The following is a 26,003-nucleotide window of genomic DNA, read 5'->3' as shown; positions in this document are numbered from 1 at the left end:
TTCCAATTGGAAACGGGTGCTCTTTTCCACTTTGTATCTCATCCCTTACAATAAGAGGACGTGATACTGGGAAGGAGAGGTGGAGCATTGCGAGTCTTGTATGCTATAAGCCGATACATCGGCAAGTCCCTGTATCGCAAAATATTATTGTCTTATTTGATTATTATCGCTTTAATTGTATTCGTGCTCCTGTTCGACTTCTATTTCCGAACGGCTAATGACTTGCGGGCACAGGCAGTAGATAGTCATCTTCGCCTGACGCAGCAATCCGCTTCCACGCTGAACGCAAATATGACGAACGTCAAAAGCTTTGCCTGGAACTACTTTGGAGACTTTGACTTTCATCAGTTTGTGCGCGGTATGGGCACGGATCCGGAGGGACAAAGCTCTTACCGCGGCAAAATATCCAATTTTGTATACAATCATCCCATTGTATCGAATGTGGTGATCTCGCAGCTTGACGGCTTCGCTATGCGGGTAGGCGGTCTGGTATCCACCCTGATTGCCCCCAGTGAAATGCAGCGCTTGACGGAAGTCGCGATTGGAGCCAATGGCAAAGGCTTGTGGCTGCCTACGGACATGTACAATCCCAGCGCGTCAGGACAGCGGGTCGGTTACACGCTGTCGTATGTCCAAGCGATTCGACAAATTACCTTGACATCGCCCGGTCCCATTATTGGTGTGATGCATTTTACGCTGTCATCGGAATCGCTGGAGCAGTGGCTGGCGGAAAGCGAGGGGAGCCGAGAGGGCAGAACCTATCTGGTGGATAAGGAGCTTGGCACCATCGTGTATTCCAGGCATGCCGCTGAGCGGGGCAAGCGCATCTTGACCGCTGAGGAGCTGCTGATGGTGGGCAGCCAGAGCAAAGGCCACTATTACCGTTCCAGCTTAGGAGAAAACCAATTGATCGCTTATGACAGTCTGGGTCATACGGGCTGGCTTGTCGTTACGGAGGTGCCTACTCGGGTGCTGACGGAGTCTGCCGACAATTTCACGAAGCGGACGATCTGGATTGGCGTGTTCACCCTGCTGTTCTCCATGCTGTTGGCGGGATTTATATCGTCCCGCACCATTACGCCGCTTAAGCTGCTCAGCAAAGGCATGAAAGCGATTGAGAAGGGTAATTATTCCGTCGTGCTTCCCGTGCGTACCGAGGATGAGATCGGGTATCTGAGCAAATCCTTCAATCGTATGACCAGGGAGATTAACCGTCTGATCAGCAAGGTATATGAATCGGAAATAGTGAAAAAAAATGCGGAAATCAAATCGCTGCAATCGCAGATTAATCCCCATTTCCTGTACAACACCTTAGGCATTATCGATAGTATCTCCTCGCTGCACGGGGACGATCGAGTATCTCTGATCAGCCGCTCGCTGGCCAAGATGTTCCGTTATAATATAAGCGGCAATGATGTGTCCAAGCTGGATGCGGAATTTCAGCAAATCAGGCTCTATTTGTCCATACAGAAAATCCGGTTCGACAGCAGGCTGGACTACACCATTTATTTGGAGCCGGGTCTGGAGCAGGTGCCGATCCCAAAGCTTCTGTTCCAGCCGCTAGTGGAGAACAGCGTCAATCATGGAATCAGCCATAGCATTGATGGCGGGATTGTCCGAATTGAAGCGATTTCTCTGAGTCAGGACGAGCTTCAGGTGAAAATATGGAATAATGGTTTGGTCATTGATGAGGAGCGGCAGCAGTGGCTGAGGGCGCTGCTGCAACTGGAGGATGCTCCTGCAGGGCTTGAACATCAACAGGCTTCTATTGGCCTTCACAATGTGCAATCCCGTATCCGCATGTTATATGGTTCGGAATGCGGCATTACGTTCAGCAGCGACGAGCAATATGGGACAACCTTTTCAATTACGATCAAAACCTATTTGCCCGACCAGGAGGCTTAAACGATATGAGAATTATGGTGTTGGATGACGAGCCCATTATTCGACAAGGCATCATCCATAAGATTCGTCAAACCGGTCTGCCTGTAGAGGTCGTAGCGGAAGCGGGGGACGGGCTCAAGGGGCTGGAGCTGATGAAGACAGCGAAGCCGGAGCTGATTGTAACGGATATTCATATGCCCGGCATGAACGGTCTGGAATTTATCCGACATGCGTTGGAGCTGGATGCCCGGGTTAAGCTGATCATTGTCACCGGCTATGATCAATTTGATTACGCCAGGCAAGCGATCAAATACGGAGTCAGCAATTATCTGGTGAAGCCGCTGGAGGACGATGAGCTGTATGCTACGCTGATGGAGCTGTTGGAGCGCAGAGAGGCGGAGCAGCAGACGGATCAGATGATTCAGGAGCTGAAGTGCGTGGCTGAAACAAGCCAGGAGGCTTCCCGTCAGCAGGCGCTTACCCAATTCCTGCAGGAAGAGGACTTCGCGGAGGCCAGCAGCGAGCTGAATGAGCTTGCGAAGCATGGAGCTGCATTTACGGCGGTTGTCCTCCAATTGGAGCCGTTCAAGGTGCCTCATGGCTCCTTTGGTCCAGGTGAGGAGGAGCTGCTCTGGTTCGCAATCAAAAATATTGTAACGGAGCGCTTCCTGTCCAATGCTATCAGGGGCATCCTTGTGCATCATTCGCTGAGGCGCTTCGAGCTGGTGTACGTGCTTGGACTTCAGAAGGGGCAGGACAGCGCGGGAGTGACCTATACGCTGGAAGCGATTTCGTTCGGCATTCGGAAGTATCTCAAGCTGGGAGTCACGATAGGCATAGGGCCTTATCAGCCACAAATGGCGAAGGTGCAGGAGAGCTACCGGGAAGCGAAGCAGATCGCCAGGAACGCGATCCTTCATGGAGGGAATCGGATCTATCAGGCCCAGGGCGCAGCGAATGGGGGCCAAGAGGCGCAACGGAAGTCCTTTATCGGCCAAGAGGATGTCAAGCTTCTGGAGGATTGGCTGGGCAAGTGGGAGAAGGACAAGGTTCACAAGTGGATCGAGCGGCGGCTTGGCGCCATTGTGCAGGAGCCCGCCTCCAGCTATGTGATGGTGGAATGGTTCTGCGTGGATTTGTATCTATTCCTCAACAAATATTGGATCACCCATGCCACGGATTCGCAGTGGGCGATCGGCGAGCTGACAGATTTGCAGCGAGAGCTGCAGCAAGCGACAGCATGGCATGAGATTGTCGAGCAGATGAAGCGGCTCGTTACGAATATGATTGGCTTATTGTCCAAATCCAATAATATTGAAGGAAAAGAAATTATGGAGGCGGTTCGGCTCTACTTGGAGCGCCATTACGCAGAGCCTATCCAGCTGGCGATGATTGCGGAACGGTTCTTTATTCATCCCAATTACTTCTCCAAGCGCTTTAAGGAGAAATACGGGGAATCCTTTGTTGATTTCTTGAATGGGCTTCGGATGAAGGAAGCGGCGCGGCTGCTGGTGGAGACCGATATGAAGATACGCGATATCAGCGAGAGGGTCGGTTTCGACGATGCGGCTTATTTCGGAAGCGTATTCCGCAAGCGCTTTGGCGCTACTCCAGGCCAATATAGGGATAAGAGCGCTCCGCATGCGTAGAAAGGAGGGGAGAAGGATGGTTGCAGGTATTGTGACAAGAGCGACATTAGCGGCGGGCGCTGTCCTATGGTTCCTATTGTCTTTGACCGCGTGCTCCGGAGATAACCATCTGAAGCTGGAAGATGGCTTGACGGACCCTGTTATCGAAATTGTTGTCTGGGACAAGCCATTCGCGGGCTCGGCAGAGAAGGCGTATTACGAGCGCATGTTTCAGGAATTCGAGCAGGCCTATCCCCATATCCGGGTGATTCATATGGAGGCGGCCTTCCAGAAGGAACGCGAGCAGTTTATGACCGCTGTCGCAGGGGGCGAGCAGCCGGATTTGTACAATGCCGCATTTCCCGATATGGAGTCGTACATTGATCAGGGCATTCCTGCCGATATTACAGAGCTGTGGACACAATATCCGGACAGCGCCGACTATTCCTCCATTGCTATGACGACAGCGGAGAAGGATGGACGAATCTATGGTATTCCTAACTTCATGTATGTGACAGCCTTGGCGTATAACAAACGGATTTTTGAGGAGAATGGCATCAACCCGGAGGAAGCGTTCTTGAATTGGGACTCCTTCGCAGCGGCGGCGGAGCAAGTGACCGACCGCTCCAGCAATCAATATGGCTATACCATTCTGGGAACCGAGTGGGCGGATTGGTTCTATGAATATTATGTGTGGCAAGCCGGAGGTGATCTTACCAGCAAGAATCCTGATGGAACCGTGCAGCTGACCTTTAATTCCAATGCCGCGGTTCAGGCGCTGAGCTATTATCAGGATTTGAAGTTCCGCTATGGCGTGACGCAGCCCAACACGCTGCAAAGTCTGGATGACAACAAAAAAGACTTCTACGCTGGGCGCGCCGCGACGATGATTACAGCCTCCAACTGGTTCGGGGAAATGCTGGAATCGGGTGTTGACATGGATGATATCGGTGTGATGACGTTTCCGAAGGGTCCCGCCGGCGTGTCACTCGCACAAGTGGGCGGGGGCATCTGGATATTGAACCCGAACGCAACGGAAGAGAAGCAGCGGGCAGCCTTCACCTACGCGACCTTCATGACATCCAAATACGCGTTGGAGGAGATGCTTCGATTCCAGAAGGAGCACGGTATGCTGCCCAATCTATTGTCAGTGCGGGAGGATGTTGATCCTATCTCTTACGCCGAAGGGATGCCGGAGGAGCTTGTCCGCAGTATTCAGCGGGCAGCCGAGGGGAGTCGGCTTGAATATTTCCTGAAGTCCCGTCTAAGCCCTTATGTCTCTGCTGCGGTTCAGGAGGTTCTGCTGAATGAAAACACAAAGCCATATGATGCCCTCACCCGAGCGCAGGAGAAAGCTCAGCGCGAGGTCATTGACGCTTATAATATGGAGTTCGACTAATCCAGGCGAGCGGACAGCCTTCCAAGGCTTCCGCTCGTTTCTGTATGTATGGTTAAGATTTTCGTATGAACCGCCTAATATATTCTTACAGCTCACGCCCCCATTCCTTCTACAATAAGAAGTGTAAAGCAAAGCAAAGCAAAGTTTAAGCACATCACTCGAATGGGGGAACTATCAGTGAAAAAGAAAGCAAAGCTAATGGCTGTTCTGGCCCTGACTCTTGTTGTATCGCTGTTCATGGCAGCATGCTCCGGCAACAACGGCGGCGGCAATAATGGAAGCGGCAACGGAGATGATGCCGCGTCAGCACCGCCTGCTACGGATGAAGTGGTTGAGATTGTATCATGGGACATGCCGCAGGACGGCGACCCGGCTAAGCCATATTGGGAGCAGGTGTTCAAGGATTTCGCCGAGAAGTATCCCAATATCAAGGTTGAACACGTCATGCAGACGCTGACCAAAGAAAGAGAGCAGTTCATGACAGCCGTTGTAGGCGGCGAGCAGCCGGATCTGTACGCAAATGCGTTCCCGGATATGGAATCCTACATCGACCAAGGCATTGCGGCTGATATTACGGAGCTGTGGAACAACTACGCGGAGAAGGATATGTTCCTGCCATCCGCTACACAGGCAGCTACAAGAGACGGCAAAATTTACGGCATTCCGAACTTCATGTATGTAACGGGACTGGCTTACAACAAACAAATGTTTGCTGACGCGGGCCTGGATGAAAAAGAAGCCTTGAAGGACTGGGAGTCCTTTGGAGAAGCGGCGCAGAAGCTGACGGACGCCTCCAAAAATCAATATGGCTACGCTCTGCTGGGTATGGATTGGGCGGACTGGTTCTTCGAATATTATGTATGGCAAGCCGGCGGCGACCTGACCGAGCAGCAGGAAGATGGAAGCGCTAAGCTGACCTTCACATCTGAGCCTGCCGTAAAGGCGCTTCAATACTACCAAGATCTGAAATTCAAGTATAAAGCGACACAAAAAAATGTGGTACAAAGCCTGGATGAGAATACCAATGACTTCTATCAAGGACGCGCAGCTTCGATGATTGCGGCATCCAACTGGTTCGGCGGTATGGTATCCTCGGGCATGGATATTGAAAATATTGGCTTCTCCGCACTGCCTCCGGGCCCAGGCGGAACATCCCCAGCACAGGTAGGCGGCGCGGTGTGGATCTTTAATCCGAAGGCAACGCCAGAGAAGCAGCAAGCGGCGTTCACATACGCAACGTACCTGATGTCAAAGGAAGTACAGGATGGCCTGCTGCAATATCAAATGGATAACGGAATCTTCCCGAATCTGCTGAATGTAAGATCTGATGTTGACGCATCCCAATTCGTAGAAGGTATGCCCCAAGAGCTGATTGAGAACGTGCAAGCGGCTGCCGGCGAAGGGCGTCTGGAATACTTCCTGAAAGCGCGTCTGAGCCCTTATGTGGTCAAAGCTGTTCAAGAGGTGCTTCTGGATGAGAAAGCGGATCCTATGGCGGTTATGCAGAAGGCGCAGGGTCTGGCACAGCGTGAAGTCGTAGACAAATATAATCAAGAAGTTAAAAAATAATAGCCATTGGGATTCTCCCGGCAGGGGGAATCCCGATAGCCGTTCCTGGGGTGAGGGAGACATATGTTGCGTACATTAAACATTCGCTGGGTGCCTGTTCTGTTTCTGTTGCCTTCCGTCGTATGTTATTTGCTGTTCAAATATTATCCGTTGTTGAATATGGCGTATATTAGTTTTTTTGACTATAGCATCGTTAATCCGCCTGGCAAATTCATCGGCTTCGCCAACTATACAGAATTTCTGAGCTCAACCACGTTCTGGCAAGCGATTTCGAATACATTTATATTTTTTGCGCTTTATTTGGGCCTGACGTTCTGGATTCCTATTGTTCAGGCTTTGTTCCTATACGACATTCAGAAGGGTAATGCGTTTTTTCGATTCATGTATCAAATGCCGACAATCATGCCGCTTGTAGGCGGGGTGCTCGTGTGGAAGTGGATGTACAACCCGGATTTTGGTCTGCTCAACTATTGGCTTGATTTTGTAGGATTAGGTCCATACCTGTGGCTCAACGACGCCACGATGACGAAGCTTGCGATTGTGTTGCCCGCTGTATTCGCCGGCAACGGCATATCGCTGCTCCTGTATTATTCTGCGCTGAAGTCCATTCCAACGGAAATATTGGAGGCGGCGAAGATGGATGGAGCTGGTCCATGGAGAAGAATGTGGACGATGCTTCTGCCCAACATCAAATTTATTATAGTTATTCAATTTGTAGCCTTTATGTCAGGCGTATTGCTGGCTTATGACCATATCTATATTATGACGCAAGGCGGACCGGCCGGAAGCACAACCGTGGTGTCCATGCTCGTGGTCAACTCGGCCTTCCAGCAATCCCGATTCGGCATATCCGGTGCGGTATCCGTATTTATGTTTATCGTCATTGCGGTGCTGACCCTCATTCAGAATAAAATTTCCGCAGAAAAGGATTGATCATATATGGAACGTACACGCATCAGGGAAAAAGGCGGAAGATCGCTTAGGATTACGGCCTATGTGGTGACGATATCATTCGTAATCTTTGCGTTGATCCCCATTCTGTGGATGTTCGCCTCCTCGCTTAAGACGGAGAAGGATATTAACTCCTATCCGCCCAAGTGGCTGCCGACGATTCCCCAATCCATTGAAGTGACCATCGATTATACGGGGATCAATGAAAGCGATCCGGAGTTTTACGAGAAGGACGCCATGAGAGCCATGTGGTACCCGTGGATGAAAAATATTCGGGAAAGCATCGGCGATGTGACCGTGACTGGCGTGAAGGACGGGCGAACGCTCTATACGGCAGAGACCGTCTCCTCCATGTTCTTCGTAGGACAGCCCAAGGTTGTGCCAACCACGATCTTCAACGACAAGATGATGGATAAGAAGCTGCCGATTATTCGGGAGAACAAGCTGTCCAAGTTCAATTGGGAGGGGGAGGGCGGCAAGAGCATAGCGGTAACGCCTTCTATAGCGGAGTCGGATCTGTCCACTCGCTTCTCGGCCTTCTACGGATCCAATGAGCTGGTTAAAGGTCAAGTAGTTGCCATTAGCGAGACATCCAATTGGATTCGGATATTCAGCAGCTATACGGCGCTGAACAAGGTGGCGCAGGATACGGCCGGGGCGCTGGGCTTCGCCCAATACTTCCTGAACAGCGCCATTATTACAGTGGCGAGCGTGCTTGTGCAGATGGTGCTGGGCGGGCTTGCCGGTTATGCGCTGGCTCATCTGATCGAGAGCAAGAGATGGAAGTTTATATGGGTGATGTTCTTCTTGGCCACTATTATGATTCCGGATATATCCTTGCTGCTGCCCCTGTACCTTCTAATGAAAGACTTGGGTCTCGTCAACTCTCTGCTTGCGGTTATCCTGCCGCACACCGCGTGGGGGATTGTGATCTTCCTGTTCAAAGGCTTCTTCGATCAGGTGTCCAAGGAGCTGCTGCAGGCGGCCAGAGTGGATGGCGCATCAGAGCTCAGAACCTTTCTGCAAATCGTGACGCCACTGTCCATTCCAATCTTCACTACGGTCGGCGTTATGACCTTCATACCGGTATGGAATGAGTTTCTGTGGCCGCTTGTCGTCAACAGCTCGCCGAAATATTGGACCTTTACCGTTGCGCTCAACGATCTGCAAAATCAGCCAAGCGTGCTGCAAAACATGCTGATGGCCAGCGCGTTCGTATCTATGATTCCACTGCTGCTGATCTTTCTGTTCGCGCAGAAGTATATTGAGAAGGGCGTTGCGTTCTCTGGCGTGAAGGGTTAAGCAGCTTCAGGACAAGGAGGCCGATTAGCGATATGAAAGGAAAGGTTGCGATTGTAACGGGCGCCGCTGGAGGCATTGGCAGAGGCATCGTCGAGGTGCTGCTTCGAGAGGGCTGCCGCGTCGCTATGCTGGACTGGAACGAGGATGCTGGCGAAGCGGCCATGTCAGAGCTGACTGCTACCGGCGGTGAAGTGCTGTTCATACGTACGGATGTAGCCAAGGAGGAGGAATTGCAGGCGGCTGTGGAGCAGACCGTCTCCCAATTCGGTGATGTTCACATTCTGGTTAATAATGTAGGAACTCATTATTACAGGCCGGTGGAGCAGATTCATTCGGAGGAATTGGATCGTGTGTTGCGGACGGACCTGAAGGGGCAGTTCCTCCTAATTCAACAGGTGCTGCCTCATATGAAGCGGAACCAGTCAGGTTCCATTATTAATATCGCCTCCGTACATGCGCATGTTACGCTTCCGGGCTTCAGCTCCTATGCGGCGATCAAGGGCGGAGTAACGGCCATGTCGAGGAGTCTTGCGTTGGAGCTGGCGCCATTCGGCATCCGGATTAATGCCGTTCTGCCAGGATTAACGCGGAACATAGCTATGGATCGATACCTGAGCACCATTCCCGTTGATAACCGCAAGACGAGGGAAGCGGAGCTGACCCGGAATATCCCGCTGGGAAGAATGGCGGAGCCTGACGAGATTGGCGAGCTGGTCGCCTTTCTTGCAAGCGACAAGGCATCCTATATGACGGGCTCCTCTCTTGTGATTGACGGCGGGGTTTCGATCCGGCTGCATAATGATTATTGACTGCGTGAACAAGACGCTTCAGCGCTGTAAGCTGGAGTGTCTTGTTTTACCTACTTAAGTTTATATATAAAATTGTGTTTGACATAAAAAATGAAGGGGGTATAATTGAAGTAATCGAACGCAAAGGGGAATGCGGGATGCGGATAACAAACGTTCAAGTGCATGTCATGAAATCGCTGCTGGAGGAACCTTTTTATTTCTCTCAAGGCTGGGTGAAGCAGCGCTCGTCGGTGCTGGTGGAGATCGAGACGGATGCCGACATTACAGGGTGGGGAGAGTGCCTGTGCCATGGGCTCCAGCCGCCGGAGATTGCCGCCGCCTTTATTAGACACGCGTTTGCGCCACTTCTAATAGGAAGAGATCCTCATGACACGGATGTGCTCTGGGAGGAAATGTACAATCTGTCGCGTCCTTACGGCCAAGGCGGCGCGGCGGTGAATGCTATAAGCGGCATTGATATCGCATTGTGGGACATTAAGGGCAAAAGCTGCGGCCTTCCCGTCAGCAAGCTGCTCGGCGGCACGTTCCGCACGCAGGTTATGCCGTATGCGACCGGCTTCTACCGGACGGCGAAGGGCAGCTACCCCGCGGATGGCGTAGCAGAGGCGTTGCAGCATAAGGCGAATGGTCTTCGTGCCATGAAGCTTAAGATCGGCTTCGGCATAGACGAGGATCTGGCCTTGATCACCTCCGTCCGGGAAGCGGTGGGACCGGAAATGCGGCTCATGGCGGATGCCAATGGCGCCTATAACACGGGACTGGCAAGAAGGCTGCTGCTGGAGTCGGAGTCGTCTAAGCTGTATTTTATGGAAGAATTGCTGGCTCCGGAGGATATAGACGGCTACAAAGCGATTCGTCATGCTACAGGAACATTAATTGCATCCGGTGAGAATCTGTTTGGCAAGATGGGCTACCGTCACTGGATTGCGCAAGGCGCGCTTGACATTGTGCAGCCTGATCTCTGCTCCTCGGGAGGCTTCACGGAATGCAAGAAGATTGCAACGCTCGCACAAGCCTGGAATACGATGATGGTTCCTCATGTTTGGGGTTCGGGAGTTGGCCTGGCGGCCTCGCTCCAATTCATTGCGTCCCTGGCGCCGACCCCGCTGGGCCTGTTCCCTGAGGAGCCTATGCTGGAATACGATCAATCGTCCCATCCATTCCGTGCGGATCTGATCGGTCATGCCATTACGATGAAGGACGGTATGGTGTCGATTCCGGATGGACCTGGTATTGGTGTGGAGATCAATCGCGAGATTATTGAGAAATATGCGGTGAAGGATTTAAAGGGCATGATTTTGCCGTTTAAAGAGGAAATGAAGTGATGCTAACCGCACAGCAGTAGACAGAGACTAGCAAGGGCGTGGCGATACTTCGCAAGCAATGATGTAAAAAGGCAGCGGCCGGGAATGCTCCGTTACGCTGCCTCTTTGGCGTGTGCATAAGTATATTCATCAGAGTCCTCGCTTATATATAAAAAGCCAGCCGCTCCCGAATAACAGAGGGCCTGGCCGGCTTTTCACAAGCTGATGCTAGATTAATGGCAGCCAGACCGACATGTCGCTGTGGCTGCGGTTGTTCCAGGCATAGTAAGGAACGAGATTAATCTCGATATCTTCCGTCTGCAAAGGCGAGAACGGCTTGTATAGAGCATCGCTATGATCAGCAGGCGGAAGCTTTACGGCAGTTCCCTTCAGTCTCGTTACACCGCCCAGCAACTCGCTGTCGTACTGTGCCGTAAGCTTGATCTGATGCGGAATACGGATCTGGTCGATGCAAGTGTCTTCCGGAAGGTCGACGCTCTCCAGGCAGTATACGAAGGGACCGTACGTAAACGCAACTTGTCCGCGCGCTTCCTCCACCATCGGATTGGCTGCGATCATGCGAACCTGCATCGGCAAGACGAGCTCAATAGCATCGCCCGCCTTCCAGGCCTGACGGGTCTCGAAATAGTTACTAGCCGTAACGCCTTCAAGCGCTTGCCCGTTCACCTTCACGGAAGCTCCCTCCGCCCAAGTCGGAATGCGCAGGAAGATGGAGGTTTCTTGCTTCAGGCTGCTCTTGACCGTGATGCGGACGGTTTCCTCGGCCGGGAAGCGGGTCTGAACGTCCAACTCCAGCGTTTCTCCGGATTCCAGCACCGTCTTCAGCTCATTGCCGCTGTAGAGGTGGAAGTACAATCCGTCAATGGATTGTCCGTAAGCCCACTGATTCAGCTTGGCCACTGTACGCAGCACCTGCGGCGGGCAGCAGTAGCAGGTATGCGTGAACCAGCGCTGCGTCCGGAAATGTTGGGTCTGGAGCGAGGAATGGTTGAACAGCTTGCCGCCGCGGGTTTCCAGTGGGTTGGTGTAGCAGAAATGCTGGCCGTCAAGGGACATGGAGCCCAACAGATTGTTGTAGACGACTTTTTCAAAAACATCCATATATTTAGGGTTCTGGGTCAGGTCAAACATCCGCATGGACCACATGGCATTCCCGATGTTTGCGCATGTTTCGGTATAAGCGGAACGATTCGGTAGATGATAGTCGGTGCCAAAGGCTTCCCAGATTTTGTCGCCGTTCGGAGAGAGACCGTTGTAAATGGAACCGATTCCTCCGGTGATGTACATCTTCTTAAGGTACATATTGTCCCATATTTTCTCCAGCGCGTTCATAATGGATTTCTCTTGGGTGTGGGCGTACACATCCGCAGCACCAGCATACAGATAAACAGCGGTAACCGCATGGCCTGTGGCCTCGATCTCCTCACGAAGCGGTGTGCGGTCCTGGTTCTGGTCTTCGCCGCCGTAGCCTGCTCCTCTCATGGTCATAAAAATATCTGCCAGCTTCAGGTGCTGCTCATTGTCTGTTATACGGTATAGTTCCACAAGGCCCATAATGTTGGATGGGTTCCAGCCATAGTGGATCAGGTGCTTCGGACAAGGGTTGAAGGTATGGTTCAGATAGTCCGCCGCTTTGATAGCAACGTTGAGGAAATTGTCCTTGCCGGTCGCTGTATGGTGCACGCACGCCGCCGTCAGGAGGTGCCCGAAGTTATAATCCTCATGGAAAATCCGTTGTCCCCAGCGCTGCTTGTGGCTGAGCTGCACGTTCGTGCTGATGTAGCCGTCTTCTTCCTGAGCCTTCGCGATAAAGCCTATATACTTGTCCATCTTTTGGTTCAGCTCAGTGTCCTTGGTCAGGCCATATACGTGCGCACACGCTTCCAGAAACTTGTAGCAGTCGCCGTCAGACCAGTCCTCGCCGTAATGCCTGTCGGTTTTCAGACCAGCAGCCACCTCGAAGTTCGGCATATATGCACCGTTCTCCTTTACCTGCAGTGCCTTCTCCATGGAATCAATCATCTCGTTGTGGCAAAGTCCAAAGCGGTCCGCCCAGAATCCAGTCGTCCAGCGGGCGGCTGTCATTTGAAGAGGTTTTACTTTACGAATGTCTTGTTTCAAGGGTAGTCCTCCTGTATGAAAATGTGATGTTCTTAAAGCCATTGTAGTCATATTTCACACCCTCATCCATGCAGTAGAAGGAACAAAAGTAGTACTATTTTTACCTTTTAGGTTACAAGGGACAGTGGCGGGATACGGGTGTTGATTTAACTCAGTGACTGAAAAATGCTTGTTTTCTTTTGCCATAAACTCTAGAATATCCAGCCTGCGGGAGCAGTTTTAAATCTTGTTTGTAGAAAACGAATTCAACTAACCAACTATATATAAAATAATTTTTAATATTTAAATTTATTTAAAGTTAAGCATTGACAGCTGAAAATGCTGTCGCTATCATTTAAATATAGAATGAAAATTTAAAAATGGAGTTGGGGCCAATGTACAGTCATTATATTGGTGGTATTGCCGTAGAGGGTGTGGGTGATGTGATGCTCGTCCACAATCCTGCGACAGAGCAGCTGGCCGGAGAACTGCGCATGGCAACAGAGGTTCAAGCCGAAGCCGCATTAAAGAGCGCCGAGAAGGCATTCCCGGAATGGTCGCGCACTCCGCTACAGAAGCGTGGAGATTGGATGGAGCGTCTGGCACAAGCAATTGAGGAGAAGCGGGAGCTGATCCTGGATGTACTGATGAGCGAGACCGGCAAGCCGCTGGCCCAGGCGGAAGAGGATTTCGAAATGCTGCCTCGCTGCTTGCGTTACTATTATGAGGAAGCAAAGCGCCTGCATGGGCGAATTATCGAAGACGAAGACAATTCATATATGAATTTGATCAAAAGGCAGCCGGTAGGCGTAGTGGTCGGTTATCTGGCCTGGAACTTTCCGATGCTGAACCTCGCCTACAAGCTCGGTCCGGTATTAGCCTCGGGATGTACATGCGTGCTGAAGCCATCGCCGTTGACGCCACTCTCTACGCTGATGATCGGCGCAATTGCCGAGGAAATCGGATTCCCAGCTGGCGTCATTAATGTAATTACAGGGGATACCCTGAAGCTGGCAGCCGTCATGAACCAAAGCACCATTCCACGAATGATTACGTTGATCGGCTCGACTGCAGCCGGCAAGGCCATCATCGGGCAATCGAATACGTCGATCAAGCGCTACTCGCTAGAGTTGGGTGGCAATGCGCCGGCCATCGTGCTTGCTGATGCAGATCTGGAGCAGGCAGCCAGCCAACTGGTGTCCCTGAAGTTCGGCAATGCCGGCCAGATCTGTGTATCGCCGAATCGGGTATTTGTCCACGAATCCGTGCAGGAGGCTTTTAAAGAGAAGGTTGTGGAGAAAACGAAGCAGATCGTTCTGGGCTGGGGACGTGAGCCTGGGGCAGGTATGGGTCCGATGATTACAGACGGCCACCGTTTGCGGGTGCAGAAGCTGATCGCTTCCGCTGTATCGGCAGGGGCTGAGATTGAAATCGGCGGCAACGTACCTGCAGACAAGAGGGCGGGCTACTACCTGGAGCCAACCGTTATCAGCGGTGTACGTCCGGATATGGACATCTTCAAGGAAGAAATTTTTGGTCCGGTGTTGTCGCTCCTGACGTTCCGTGAGGTGGAGGATGTGGTGAAGGAAGCGAACAGCACGGAATTCGGCCTGGCTTCGTATGTGTTCGGCACGAATCTTCAGCATGTTCTGAATATTTCAGAGACGCTTGAGGCAGGCACTGTATGTGTCAACGGCCCGCACTATAATGTGACCCTTCCGCATGGCGGGATGAAGGAAAGCGGCGTAGGCAAGGACTGCTCAACCTATAGCCTGGAGGAGTACTACTACATCAAGCGTATTTCTATTCGAAAATAAGAGATCCCATCAAGCGGGGGGCGGGCTGATCGACATCTGCCCGCTCCCTGCTATTAACTTAGGGGGAAGCATCGTGAAGTTGTTAGTCATTGACTGCGGAACGACCAACTGCCGCATGAGGTTGTTGGATCATCATACTTTGGTTGTAAGCATCAAGAAACCGGTAGGAGCTAAGGATGTTGCAATCTCTGGCAGCAGCGATCCGTTAAAGGCCGCGTTGAAGGAAAGCTATATGCAGCTATGCACCCTCCACCCGAAGCTCATGTCACAGGTGGAAGCGGTCATTGCATCCGGTATGATTACGTCCAATGCTGGGCTGTATGAAGTGGCTCATGTGCTTGGGCCGGTGGATGAAAGGTCTGTGGCGGCACGGATGGAACGGCAGTTGTTATCAGAAGTCATTCCCTATCCGATCCTGTTCGTACCCGGGATTAAATTCATTCGGGAGCAGGAAGAAGAAAGTGATATGATGCGGGGAGAAGAAACGGAAATATACGGGTATCTGAGCCGTCAAGAACGACCGGGCCAGGATAACGCGTGCCAGCTCGTCATGCACTATGGCTCTCACCACAAGTGGATCAAGCTGCGGGAGCAGTCCATTGAGGGCTGCTTGACCTCGGTGTCAGGTGAGCTGCTGATGGCGGTGTCCCAGCATACGATCCTAAAGGACAGCGTTCTTTCACTGGACGAGGTGGTTCCTGAGCTTCCCTGGGTGAAGAAGGGGCTCCAAGCAGCCAATACGTATGGCACGGGCCATGCGCTGTTCTCTGTTCGGACTTTAGGGCTGCTGTCCGGCCACAGCAAGCAGGCGGTGACGAGCTTTTTGCTGGGCGTGGTGATCGCTATGGATCTGTCGATGCTGACTCCGCACATGCTGGAAGGCGTGAAGCGGATTGTGCTGTACGGAAAGCCGCTGTTTCCGTCGCTTGTCGCCCCTATCCTCGTTGAAGCTTATCCCGGCCTGCAGATTGAAGTGGTTTCCGAGCAGGAGTCCGATTTGCTGAGTATGTATGGGGCTGCCAGGCTGTATCAATACTACATTGGAGGTATGCCGTCATGCTGAGTACCGTACAGGAAAAAATCGAACAACATCAAGTTATTGCCATTTTGCGTAATGTTCCCCCGGATCGCTTGAACAAGGTGATGGACGCGTTGTACGCCGGAGGAGTGCGCCTTGCCGAAATTACGTTGAATTCGGAAGGCGCGCTGTCCGGCATTGCTTCCATGCGGAAAGCCTTTCATGGCCGCATGCTGATTGGAGCGGGGACGGTCATGAACCGCGAAGATGCGAAGGAGGCCATGGAGGCGGGAGCGGAGTTCCTGATCTCCCCCCACGTCAGTGAGGCGGTCATTGAGACGGCCCTTGCCCGTGATGTGCTTCCGCTTCCGGGTGCCATGACGCCGACAGAAATTGTCCGTGCGATGGAAGCCGGCTCTAAATATGTCAAGCTGTTTCCGTGCTCCTCCTTCGGACCCGGATACGTGAAGGAAATTCTGGCTCCATTAAATCAGGCCAAGATTATTGCCGTCGGCGGCGTGAACGCACTGAATGCTGCGGAGTATATCCGCAATGGCGCTGTCGGTGTCGGTCTAGGCAGCAGTCTGGTTACGATGAAGGATATTCTTGCCGGCGATTTCGAGACGATCGAGCGAAATACAGCCAGGATGATTCAAAGCCTCTCCGGCGACTAAGCCATTCAAGGTGCAGCTTCATACGCAAGGAGGTGAATGCCAGGGATGAACGGCGTTCAATTCAATCTGGATGTTCTTCCCGACGTGCAAAATATGGGGCTGTTCCGCACCCAGGACGTATGGGCACATATGGACCGCGTAGTGGATAGCGACGTGCTGATTTTTGTCAGAAAAGGGCTTGTCCATATTATTGAAGCGGACGAGGAGTACTATATCGGCCCCGGACAGGTGTTTTTTATGAAGCACGGGGTCCGGCATTACGGCCACAAGAAGACCCAGGCGGGTTCGGAGTGGAACTGGATCACGTTTACGCCCGCGGCTTCCCCCACACCCGGCTCGGTGGATATGAAATGGCTGGAGGTTGAGGATTACCAGCGTACCTGTGTCAGGCTGACCAAGCTGCTAGACCATTATATCAGCGGCTCCGATTATGATGAGCTCAAGTTGAAGGTCGGGACGCTAGATTTGCTGCTGGATCTGTACCGGGAGATAAATCGGAAGAGAAGCGGCAATCAGAAGCTGGTGACCGATGTGAAGAAATTCGTGCACAGCCATGTTCACGAGGAAATCCGTTCTACGGACTTAACCCGGTCGTTGGCAATGAATTACTCCTACATCAGCCGAGTGTTTTCCAAGACGGCTGGCCTGTCCATTCAGCGGTACATTATGGAGCAGAAGATCAAGGAAGCGATTCGCTTGTTCAGCGAAAGTTCTATGAACATCTCGCAAATTAGCGAGAAGCTGGGCTACTCCAACCCTTACTATTTTACGAGAGTGTTCAAGCAGGTGACCGGCACCAATCCTACTTCATTTCTGAAAAAGGGTTATTACGATTACACTTCAAGCGGCGAATTCACAGGATCGGTCGTAAACGGGAGAGGAGACGGACATTTTTGAGGCCAAATATTTTGTTCATTATGACGGATGAGCAGCGGTTCGACACCTTGGGAGTCGTAAATCCTGCGGTAAGAACACCGGTACTGGACCAGCTGGCAGAGGAAGGAATATTGTTCACGCGTGCATATACAACGAACCCGTCCTGTGTGCCGGCGAGAGCTGCCATTAATACCGGGAGGTATCCTAGCAAGTGCGGCGCTCCAACCTACATTACCCATCTGCCCTCCTCCGAGGTCACATTTACCTCCCTGCTGCAGCAGCAGGGTTACCACACCGCGGTATTGGGGAAGCAGCATTTCGGCGATTCGCTCATTGATCAGGGCTACGATCATGCAGACATCATCGATTTGCACGGGCCGGGCGAGTGGGAGCGTAGCGGGGAGTCGGAAACCTCGTACATGAAATTTCTGAAAGCGTCCGGCTTCACCAAGACGTCTGAGTTTAGTGAGCCTGTCAACCGTTTCTGCAGACGATGGACGGCTGATGTCAAGTACCATATCGACGATTATATCGGAGAGCTGGGCAAGTCGTGGATCCGGCACCAAAGGCCGGTAGACAAGCCTTGGTACTGCTGTGTTTCCTTCCCCGGGCCTCACATGCCATTTGATGGCGCGGGGCTCCCACAGGAGGAAGCATACCGGTTGGAGCAGATCGATCTGCCCCTGACCTCGGAGGGCGACCTTGATGGCAAGCCGCCTCACTTCAAGGAGCAGCTCCGGACCGGGCAGGGCAATCCCGGCGGGGCCAACGCCTTTGGCATGACCGAGCAGGAACTCAAGGAGACCCGGCTGACCTATTATGCGAACATGACATTAATTGACCAAAAGATTGGCGAAATTATTGCAGAGTTGAAGGCAGTCGGCGAGTATGATAATACGCTCATCCTGTTTACGTCCGATCACGGCGAATATATGGGTGATTTTGGAATGATGGGCAAGGGCCAGTATCTGTCCGAGGTGCTCATGCGTGTGCCGTTCATCGTCAAGCCGCCGGGTTCCGGGTTTGCCGGGAGGACGGAGGAAGCTTTCGTCTCGAACCTGGACATTGCAGCGACCTGCCTAAGAGCCGCCGGGGCAGAGGTGCCGGAACGCATGGACAGCGTTGACCTGAATCCCTTCTGGGAGCGGCCGCCTGCGGCACCGCGCAGGGAGACCATGTACATGGAGGCCGGAGATTTGCGCGCCGTGCGGACGGAGGAGTGGAAGCTGGTCTATTACCGGGGACGGCCATACGGTGAGCTGTACCACATCAAGGAGGATCCCTGGGAACGGTATAACCGGTGGGAAGATGCTGCGGCGGCCGGCGTCAAGGAGCAACTAAAGACGTTGCTAATAGATGAGTTGCTTGCGTTAGGAGAGTGCTCATGCATGCCGTGGAATTACGGAGCTCCACAAATATAACGGAAGGAGAGTCAACATCACATGACTATTAAAAAAAGACCAAATATATTGTTTCTTATGACCGACCAGCAGCGATATGACACCTTTTCCTGTATTAATCCCGAGGTTCAAACCCCTCACCTTGATGAACTGATCAAGGATAGTGTGTTCTTTACGAACGCCCGCTGTGCTAATCCTTCCTGCGTGCCTTCCAGGGCTGCAATTATGACAGGGAAATTTCCGTCAGAGTGCGAATGCCCTTCTTATATCACCCAACTGCCGGCTTATGAAACGACCTTCATGACACGCCTGCAGGAGGCCGGTTATCATACGGCGGTAGTCGGCAAGCAGCATTTTGCAGGCTCTGAAATCAAGCGGGGCTTTGATGATGAGATGATCGTGGACGGCCACGGCGCTTTCGCTGAGAACCAGTATATTCAGCCTTATCTGGATTTCCTCAAGGAAAACGGCATCGACCGAAAGTCCGTATATACGAAAGAGTTCATCAGCGGCGGCCGCTGGAACGTGGACACCAAGTATCATCTGGATGATTTTCTGGGTGAGTTGGGTAAAACCTGGCTGGAAAATAAAGCTCAAGAGAAGCAGGAGGAAGACGCCAAGCCATGGTTCTTCACGCTCTCATTCTCCGGTCCGCACCACCCTTATGATCTGGAAGGGACTGAATACGCCGAGGCTTATGATCTCAATGAGCTCTCGTCTCCCGATACGACCTATGAGCAGTTGGACCAGAAGCCGCCTCAATTTAAGGGCATGGATTCCTATGCCCAAATATATCTGAAAGATTTCACCGAGGAGCAGTTCAAGAAGACGAAACGCTCCTATTATGCGAACATTTCCTTAATTGACCAAAAGATCGGCGAAGTAATTCAAATGTTGAAGGATCGCGATATGTATGAGGATACGCTCATTATTTACACCTCCGACCACGGAGACTTTATGGGCGACTTCGGCATGGTGGAGAAGTTGCAATGCCTGACCGACAGCCTGATGCGGGTTCCGTTATTCGTAAAGCCGCCTGTCAAGGGCTTTAAAGGCATAGAGGTAGCCGATGAGGTCTTGAATATCGACATTGCTGCCACCTGCTTGGAGGCCGCGGAAGCAGAGGTGCCAGAGAAGCTATCGAGCTTCTCATATAACGGCTACTGGGATCGGAATAAGGAGGTCAAGGTCAGAGATGTTGTGTACATGGAGGCCGGTGCGATAAAGGGCTGCATCTATAACGGAATTAAGACTGTGCACTATATGGACCGGGATTATGGTGAATTGTACGATCTGAAGCAGGATCCGAAGGAAACGAACAATCTGTGGGATGATCCGGATTACCAGCAGCACAAGTTGGAAGGCACCCGCATCATTCTGAACCATATGTACCGGGCAATCCCGAAGTGGAATATTCCGTGGAATATCGGTACCCCGGACATTTAAAGTTCTAATTCGAACCTATACACAAGCGGGCAGCCGTTGGGCGGTGAAGGTGCGCGTGAACATGAACAGGTCGGAGTAGCCCACGGTCAGAGCAGCTACCTGACCTAACATTCTGATATGAATTCAGGACTTATTTGACAGTAACATTCGATATAAGAATTGAATCTGGGGGAGGGGGAGCGCTATGAAAAAACCTAACATTTTGCTAATTACAAGTGACCAGCAGCACTGGAATACGATCGGTGCCATTCAGCCGGAGCTGTCTACACCGAATCTGGACCGGCTCGTGCGGGAGGGGACGACCTTTCAGCGTGCATACTGCCCGAATCCGACCTGCACACCCACCCGCGCATCCATCATTACCGGCCAGTATCCGAGCCAGCACGGAGCCTGGACGCTCGGGACCAAGCTGATGGAAGACCGCAAGGTGGTCGGTGACTATTTTCAGTCCGCGGGCTATCAAACGGCTCTCATTGGAAAGGCTCACTTTCAGCCGCTTCACAGCACGGAGGAATACCCGTCACTGGAGTCGTATCCGCTTCTGCAGGACCTGGAGTTTTGGCGCCAGTTTAAAGAAAACTTCTACGGATTTAACCATGTGGAGCTGGCACGGAACCATACCAACGAAGCTCATGTAGGCCAGCACTATGCGATCTGGCTCGAAGAGAAGGGCTGCACCAACTGGAGGGATTATTTCAAGTCGCCTACAGGAACGATGGATCCGGACAAACAGCATACCTGGGATATTCCGGAGGAATACCACTACAACACCTGGATTGCCGAGCGGACCGAGGCACAGCTGTACAAATATCAGCAGGAAGAAGACAGCTTTTTCCTTTGGGCGAGCTTCTTTGACCCGCATCCGCCATATCTGGTGCCGGCGCCGTGGGATACGATGTACGATCCGGAGGAACTCACGATCCCGGCTGTCGTGCCCGGTGAGCATGACCGCAATCCGCCGCATTTTGGCAAAACCCAGCAGGTACGCCCGGACTTTTCTTCCTTGCGTGAAAGCGGGCAGCCCATTCATGGATACCATTCCCATCTCAAGTCTGAGGAGGAGCGCAAGCAACTGGTAGCGACCTATTATGGCATGGTCAGCATGATGGATAAATACATTGGCCGCATTCTGGATCGGCTGGATGAGCTGGGACTGGCGGACAACACCATCGTCGTCTTTACCTCGGACCACGGGCATTTCTTCGGTCAGCACGGGCTTCAGGCTAAGGGCGGCTTCATGTATGAGGATCTGATCAAGGTACCTTTCATCGTCCGGTATCCGGGCCAGGTGGAGGCAGACCTTAAGAGTGATGCGATGGTGTCGCTTGTGGATCTTGCGCCTACGCTACTATCCCTTGCTGAACTGCAGGTTCCCCCACACATGACCGGAATCGATCAGTCTGAGGTATGGCTGGGACGAAAGAGCCGAGCTCGGGATCACATTTTGTGTGAGTTCCGCCATGAGCCTTCGACGATTCACCAGAAAACCTACGTGAACGACCGTTACAAGTTGACGGTGTACTATAACCAGACATACGGCGAGCTGTTCGATCTGCAGGAGGACCCGCAGGAGTTGAACAATTTATGGGACGATCACGGCAGCCAGCGGCTGAAGAGCGAGCTGCTGCTCAATTATGCCTGGGCGGAGCTGGGCAAGGAGCCAATGCCGATGCCGCGGATTTATGGAGCCTGACAATAAAGTGCTAGGTGGGAAGTGCAATGAAAGCGATGACGAATGAGGAACAAAACGGAAGGCAGATCATCCCGCTGAAGGAAGGCTGGAAATTTACACGGCATTCGCTGGAGGAGCCCGAACCCGTGCAGGGAAGCCGGGTTCATCTGGATGAGAGCGGATGGGAGACGGTGAGAGTGCCGCATGACTGGGCTATTGCCGGCCCGTTTCACCCGGATCATGATGTCCATGTCAATTCGGTTATGGAGGACGGCATTCATGACAACATTACGCATGTCGGCAGGACGGGTGCTTTGCCGATCGTCGGAATCGGCTGGTACCGCCTTCACATTATCATTCCGGAGGCATGGAGAGGCCGGCTCATTACAGTGGAGTTCGATGGGGTGATGTCGAACAGCACCGTTTACATGAACGGAACAGAGTGTGGCTCCTGGCCGTATGGTTACACCTCCTTTACCTTCGATCTGACCGAGCATGTGACGTTTGGCGGGGAGAATGTTCTTGCAGTGCAGGTCTGCTCACTACCAAGTTCCTCCCGCTGGTACCCCGGAGCAGGCATCTACCGTCAGGTGAGGCTTGTCGTCAAGAGCCCCGTTCATGTTGCCCCATGGGGCACGTATATTACGGCATCGGATATCTCGGAGCAGTGTGCTTCAATCAGGGTCCGCACGAACGTAGCCGGCAGCTCGGACTCCGCAGCGAAGGTGGAACTGATAACGCAGCTCCTAAACCCTGAAGGGATCCTCTGCGCGCAGGCTACCTCGGTGCAGGAGGTATGCGCCCATGCGGAATTCGAGCAGCACCTGACGGTGAAGCGGCCTGCGCTATGGGGTACCGCTCATCCCAGGTTGTACAAGGCAGTCTCCACTGTGCTGCTGGACGGGGTGGAAGTGGACCAATACGAAACGCCCTTTGGCATCAGGACGATTTCCTTTGACGCAAAGGAAGGCTTTCGCCTGAACGGGGAGTACATGAAGCTGAAAGGCGTCTGCCTGCACCATGATCTAGGCCCGTTAGGCGCGGCCGTTCACGTCCGGGCGATGGAGCGGCAACTGGAGCTGATGAAGGAGATGGGCTGCAACGCCATCCGCATGAGCCACAACCCTCCCGCGCCCGAACTCTTGGATTTATGCGATGCCATGGGGCTGCTGGTCATCGACGAGGCCTTCGACGAGTGGGGCGTAGGAAAGGTGGAGAACGGATACCACCGACTGTTTAAGGACTGGGCCGAACAGGATTTGCGGGCCATGATCTCCCGCGACCGCAACCATCCGTCTATTATCATGTGGAGCATCGGCAATGAAATGCGGGAGCAGCGGCTAGAGAGTGGAGCCATAACGACTGCGTTTCTAACTGGAATTGTCCACGACGCCGATCCTACCCGTCCGGTGACGGCCGGTTTCAGCATGTCGGATGACGCGATAGAGAACGGTCTGGCGGCCGCTGTGGATATTCCGGGCTGGAACTACAAGCCCCATCGATATGAGGAGTATCATCTCCATCATCCGGACTGGATCATGTACGGCAGCGAAACCGCCTCGACGGTAAGCTCCCGGGGTGTATATCACCTGCCTGCTGTAGAGGACATACCCGTGGAGCCGAAGTCAGATCTGCAGGCAAGCTCCTATGATTTGAGTGCTCCTCCATGGGGAACTACACCGGATCAGGAGTTCATGGCCCAGGAGGATCTACCTTATATGCTGGGCGAATTCGTCTGGACCGGGTTCGACTACTTGGGAGAGCCGACGCCTTATCGGAAGGAATGGCCAAGCCGTAGCTCGTATTTCGGCATTATGGATCTGTGCGGGCTACCGAAGGACCGGTATTATCTGTATCAAAGCCAGTGGTCAAGCAAGCCGGTGCTGCATCTACTGCCGCATTGGAACTGGGAAGGACACGAGTGCCGGGAAATTCCCGTCGTCTGCTACACCAGCTATCAGGCGGCCGAATTGTTTCTGAACGGTGCCTCGCTTGGTATTCGGCGAAAATCAGCTTCTTCTCAGCCAGAGCGGTATCGACTGCGCTGGAACGCCGTCCCGTATGAGCCCGGATGCCTTCGGGTAGTCGCTTATGATGAGAACGAGGCACCGGCCATGACGCACGAGGTCCGTACAGCGGGTGCACCTGCCTCTGTCCAATTGGAGGCGGACCGGAACGTTATCCGGGCGGATGGAGAGGATTTGTCCTTCGTAACGGTTAGCATAGTCGATGAGCAGGGGATTCTCTGCCCCCGTGCAAATCACCCTGTGTCCTTCTGTTTGGAGGGGCCAGGTGAGATTGTGGCTGTGGACAATGGCGATCCCACCAGCACAACCTCATTCAGCGCCATGAGCATTTCTACATTTTCCGGCAAATGCCTGGTCATTGTGCGCTCGCGAGCCGGCGAAGCAGGATCAATTGTCGTATATGCCAATTCGAATTTGCTGCATATGGGTAAAACTGTAATTAGTCTCTTGTAACCTGTTTTCCATTTCTTGCGAAGGGAGTGGTCTAATTTGATAAGCAAGCCGAACATTCTTATTTTTATGACTGATCAGCAGCGGGGAGACACTATACCGCCTTACGGATTGGCGCTGACTCCTCACCTTGACCGATTTTGCAAACAGGGTCTTGTCTTTTCGAATGCCTATACAGTATCGCCGCATTGTTGTCCGTCCAGAGCTACTTTTTTCACGGGATTGTATCCTTCTCAGCACGGTGTGTGGAACAATGTCAGTGTTGGCAGTGCGCTCTCTAAAGGTCTTTATGAAGGTGTCCGCTTGTGGAGTGAGGATTTGCGAGATGCGGACTATGATTTATACTTTCATGGAAAATGGCACGTAAGTGATCTTGAACAGCCGGCAGATAGGGGCTTCAATGGGGAGTTTTCAATGTCGGAGGACAAGATATACAGACATAAACTGCCTGATCCGGCCGAATGGGATAGATATACCAACCATAGAAGGAATCAAGTTGAAGTTCGGACTGAAGGAGAAATAATTCGAGATGGCTATCCCCGTTACGTCCACTACGGAGAAAGTGATAATCCTTTCAATGACAACAATGTTGTGAATGAAGCTGTTGAAGCCATCAAGAAACATGTAAACGGTAAGCCATGGTGCCGTTATGTGGGCACCCTTGGACCGCACGATCCTTATTTTGTTCCTCAAAGGTATTTGGATATGTATCAGCTGGAAGATATTGTGCTTCCCGACAACTACGCAGACAGGATGGAGGATAAACCCTCATTGTACCGGAAAATCCGGGAGCGGTTCGATCAATTGAGCGAACAGGAGCACAAGGAGGCGATTAGACATTACCTAGCCTTCTGTACATACGAGGATGCACTGTTTGGGAAGTTGCTGGAGGCACTCGAGAAGTCAGGCGAAGCCGAGAATACGCTGGTCGTTTACTTATCCGATCATGGGGATTATATGGCGGAGCATGGACTGTGGTGCAAGGGTCTACCCTGCTTCAAAGGGGCATACCATATCCCGCTTGCCATGCGATGGCCATGCGGCATCTCAAGTCCAGGAAGATGTGAGAGCGCTTTCGTTATTTTAGCCGACATCGCGCCAACTATCCTGGAACTAGCCGGTGTGCAGGCAGATCGGAGCTTTGCGGGTGAAAGTCTAATGCCCTTTTTGAAGAACCAGAAAACGGGGTCGTGGAGGGACGCTGTTTTTACTCAATCCAACGGAAACGAGCTGTATGGAATTCAGCGTTCTGTCATGACGAAGAGATGGAAGTTTGTTTACAACGGATTTGATTATGAGGAGCTGTACGATTTAATTAATGATCCCCAAGAGACCAATAATCTGTTTGGCAAAAAGGAGTTCAGCTTCGTAGTGAAGGAGTTATCTAAGCGGATCTGGTCTTTCGCGTACAAGGTAGGGGATGCTTGCATCAATCCATATATAATGACGGCGCTAGCGCCACATGGACCAGGCACAGCTTTTGAAAACAGTGGGGAATCGCAGTAATATAACGGGAGGCAGTCCCGATATGGAGCAGTATCCGCAAATAGACAGCACAAAAAATAAATGAAAAAGCCTTAGTTCTGAGATCGAACTAAGGCTTTTTCATTTGCTCATGCCCAATTTTGTGTAGCCTCTTTAACCCCAACTTGTCCG

At 52.3% G+C, this 26,003-nt stretch carries 18 protein-coding genes; 17 read left to right on the top strand and 1 reads right to left on the bottom strand.

Going from position 1 to position 26,003, the window contains the following annotated elements; translation table 11 throughout:
* Nucleotides 1–87 precede the first annotated feature (87 nt).
* From B1748_RS16500 to B1748_RS16465, 8 genes are all read left to right on the top strand, one after another.
* Nucleotides 88–1,905: a cache domain-containing sensor histidine kinase gene (locus B1748_RS16500; RefSeq protein ID WP_087569026.1), complete on the top strand. Its 1,818-nt coding sequence runs from the start codon at nucleotides 88–90 to the stop codon at nucleotides 1,903–1,905.
* 5 nt (nucleotides 1,906–1,910) lie between these two features.
* Nucleotides 1,911–3,533, top strand: coding sequence for a response regulator (locus tag B1748_RS16495; protein WP_179215624.1), 1,623 nt, complete (start codon nucleotides 1,911–1,913; stop codon nucleotides 3,531–3,533).
* Nucleotides 3,534–3,549: 16 nt separating this feature from the next.
* Nucleotides 3,550–4,911 (top strand): extracellular solute-binding protein, encoded by a 1,362-nt coding sequence (locus B1748_RS16490; protein WP_087569024.1) that lies wholly within the window; start codon nucleotides 3,550–3,552, stop codon nucleotides 4,909–4,911.
* 177 nt (nucleotides 4,912–5,088) lie between these two features.
* A complete protein-coding gene (locus B1748_RS16485) occupies nucleotides 5,089–6,480 on the top strand; it encodes an extracellular solute-binding protein (RefSeq protein ID WP_256975716.1) in 1,392 nt (463 codons plus the stop codon).
* 63 nt (nucleotides 6,481–6,543) lie between these two features.
* On the top strand, nucleotides 6,544–7,413 hold the full coding sequence (locus tag B1748_RS16480) for a carbohydrate ABC transporter permease (RefSeq protein ID WP_087569022.1): 870 nt from the start codon (nucleotides 6,544–6,546) through the stop codon (nucleotides 7,411–7,413).
* A gap of 6 nt (nucleotides 7,414–7,419) precedes the next feature.
* Entirely contained in the window at nucleotides 7,420–8,733 is a 1,314-nt protein-coding gene (locus B1748_RS16475) for a carbohydrate ABC transporter permease (protein WP_087569021.1), read from the top strand.
* Nucleotides 8,734–8,765: 32 nt separating this feature from the next.
* Nucleotides 8,766–9,542 carry an SDR family NAD(P)-dependent oxidoreductase gene (locus B1748_RS16470; RefSeq protein ID WP_087569020.1) on the top strand — a complete coding sequence of 259 codons (777 nt, stop codon included), beginning with the start codon at nucleotides 8,766–8,768 and terminating at the stop codon, nucleotides 9,540–9,542.
* Nucleotides 9,543–9,679: 137 nt separating this feature from the next.
* Nucleotides 9,680–10,867: a mandelate racemase/muconate lactonizing enzyme family protein gene (locus tag B1748_RS16465; RefSeq protein ID WP_087569019.1), complete on the top strand. Its 1,188-nt coding sequence runs from the start codon at nucleotides 9,680–9,682 to the stop codon at nucleotides 10,865–10,867.
* 207 nt (nucleotides 10,868–11,074) lie between these two features.
* On the opposite strand, the gene B1748_RS16460 is transcribed toward B1748_RS16465, so the two are convergent.
* Nucleotides 11,075–12,988, bottom strand: coding sequence for a glycoside hydrolase family 127 protein (locus tag B1748_RS16460; RefSeq protein WP_179215623.1), 1,914 nt, complete (start codon nucleotides 12,986–12,988; stop codon nucleotides 11,075–11,077).
* 374 nt (nucleotides 12,989–13,362) lie between these two features.
* Between B1748_RS16460 and B1748_RS16455 the strand changes: the two genes are divergently transcribed.
* From B1748_RS16455 to B1748_RS16415, 9 genes are all read left to right on the top strand, one after another.
* Entirely contained in the window at nucleotides 13,363–14,784 is a 1,422-nt protein-coding gene (locus tag B1748_RS16455; protein ID WP_087569017.1) for an NAD-dependent succinate-semialdehyde dehydrogenase, read from the top strand.
* Nucleotides 14,785–14,857: 73 nt separating this feature from the next.
* Entirely contained in the window at nucleotides 14,858–15,847 is a 990-nt protein-coding gene (locus tag B1748_RS16450) for a 2-dehydro-3-deoxygalactonokinase (protein ID WP_087569016.1), read from the top strand.
* On the top strand, nucleotides 15,841–16,476 hold the full coding sequence (locus B1748_RS16445; protein ID WP_087569015.1) for a bifunctional 4-hydroxy-2-oxoglutarate aldolase/2-dehydro-3-deoxy-phosphogluconate aldolase: 636 nt from the start codon (nucleotides 15,841–15,843) through the stop codon (nucleotides 16,474–16,476). Before B1748_RS16450 ends, B1748_RS16445 begins: the two co-directional genes overlap by 7 nt.
* Before the next feature lie 45 nt (nucleotides 16,477–16,521).
* Nucleotides 16,522–17,373, top strand: coding sequence for a helix-turn-helix domain-containing protein (locus tag B1748_RS16440; RefSeq protein ID WP_179215622.1), 852 nt, complete (start codon nucleotides 16,522–16,524; stop codon nucleotides 17,371–17,373).
* A complete protein-coding gene (locus B1748_RS16435; protein WP_087569013.1) occupies nucleotides 17,370–18,773 on the top strand; it encodes a sulfatase family protein in 1,404 nt (467 codons plus the stop codon). The genes B1748_RS16440 and B1748_RS16435 overlap by 4 nt, the downstream gene beginning before the upstream one ends.
* A 21-nt stretch (nucleotides 18,774–18,794) precedes the next feature.
* On the top strand, nucleotides 18,795–20,198 hold the full coding sequence (locus B1748_RS16430; RefSeq protein ID WP_087569012.1) for a sulfatase family protein: 1,404 nt from the start codon (nucleotides 18,795–18,797) through the stop codon (nucleotides 20,196–20,198).
* Between the two features lie 184 nt (nucleotides 20,199–20,382).
* Complete coding sequence (locus tag B1748_RS16425; protein WP_087569011.1) at nucleotides 20,383–21,891, top strand: sulfatase family protein; 1,509 nt, start codon at nucleotides 20,383–20,385, stop codon at nucleotides 21,889–21,891.
* Between the two features lie 26 nt (nucleotides 21,892–21,917).
* Nucleotides 21,918–24,350 (top strand): beta-galactosidase GalB, encoded by a 2,433-nt coding sequence (gene galB / locus B1748_RS16420; RefSeq protein ID WP_087569010.1) that lies wholly within the window; start codon nucleotides 21,918–21,920, stop codon nucleotides 24,348–24,350.
* Between the two features lie 36 nt (nucleotides 24,351–24,386).
* Nucleotides 24,387–25,853, top strand: coding sequence for a sulfatase family protein (locus tag B1748_RS16415; protein ID WP_087569009.1), 1,467 nt, complete (start codon nucleotides 24,387–24,389; stop codon nucleotides 25,851–25,853).
* Nucleotides 25,854–26,003 lie beyond the last annotated feature (150 nt).

The organism is Paenibacillus sp. MY03, from assembly GCF_002165585.1.
Taxonomy (GTDB): domain Bacteria; phylum Bacillota; class Bacilli; order Paenibacillales; family Paenibacillaceae; genus Pristimantibacillus; species Pristimantibacillus agaridevorans.
This window is presented reverse-complemented; position numbering and strand designations above follow the sequence as displayed.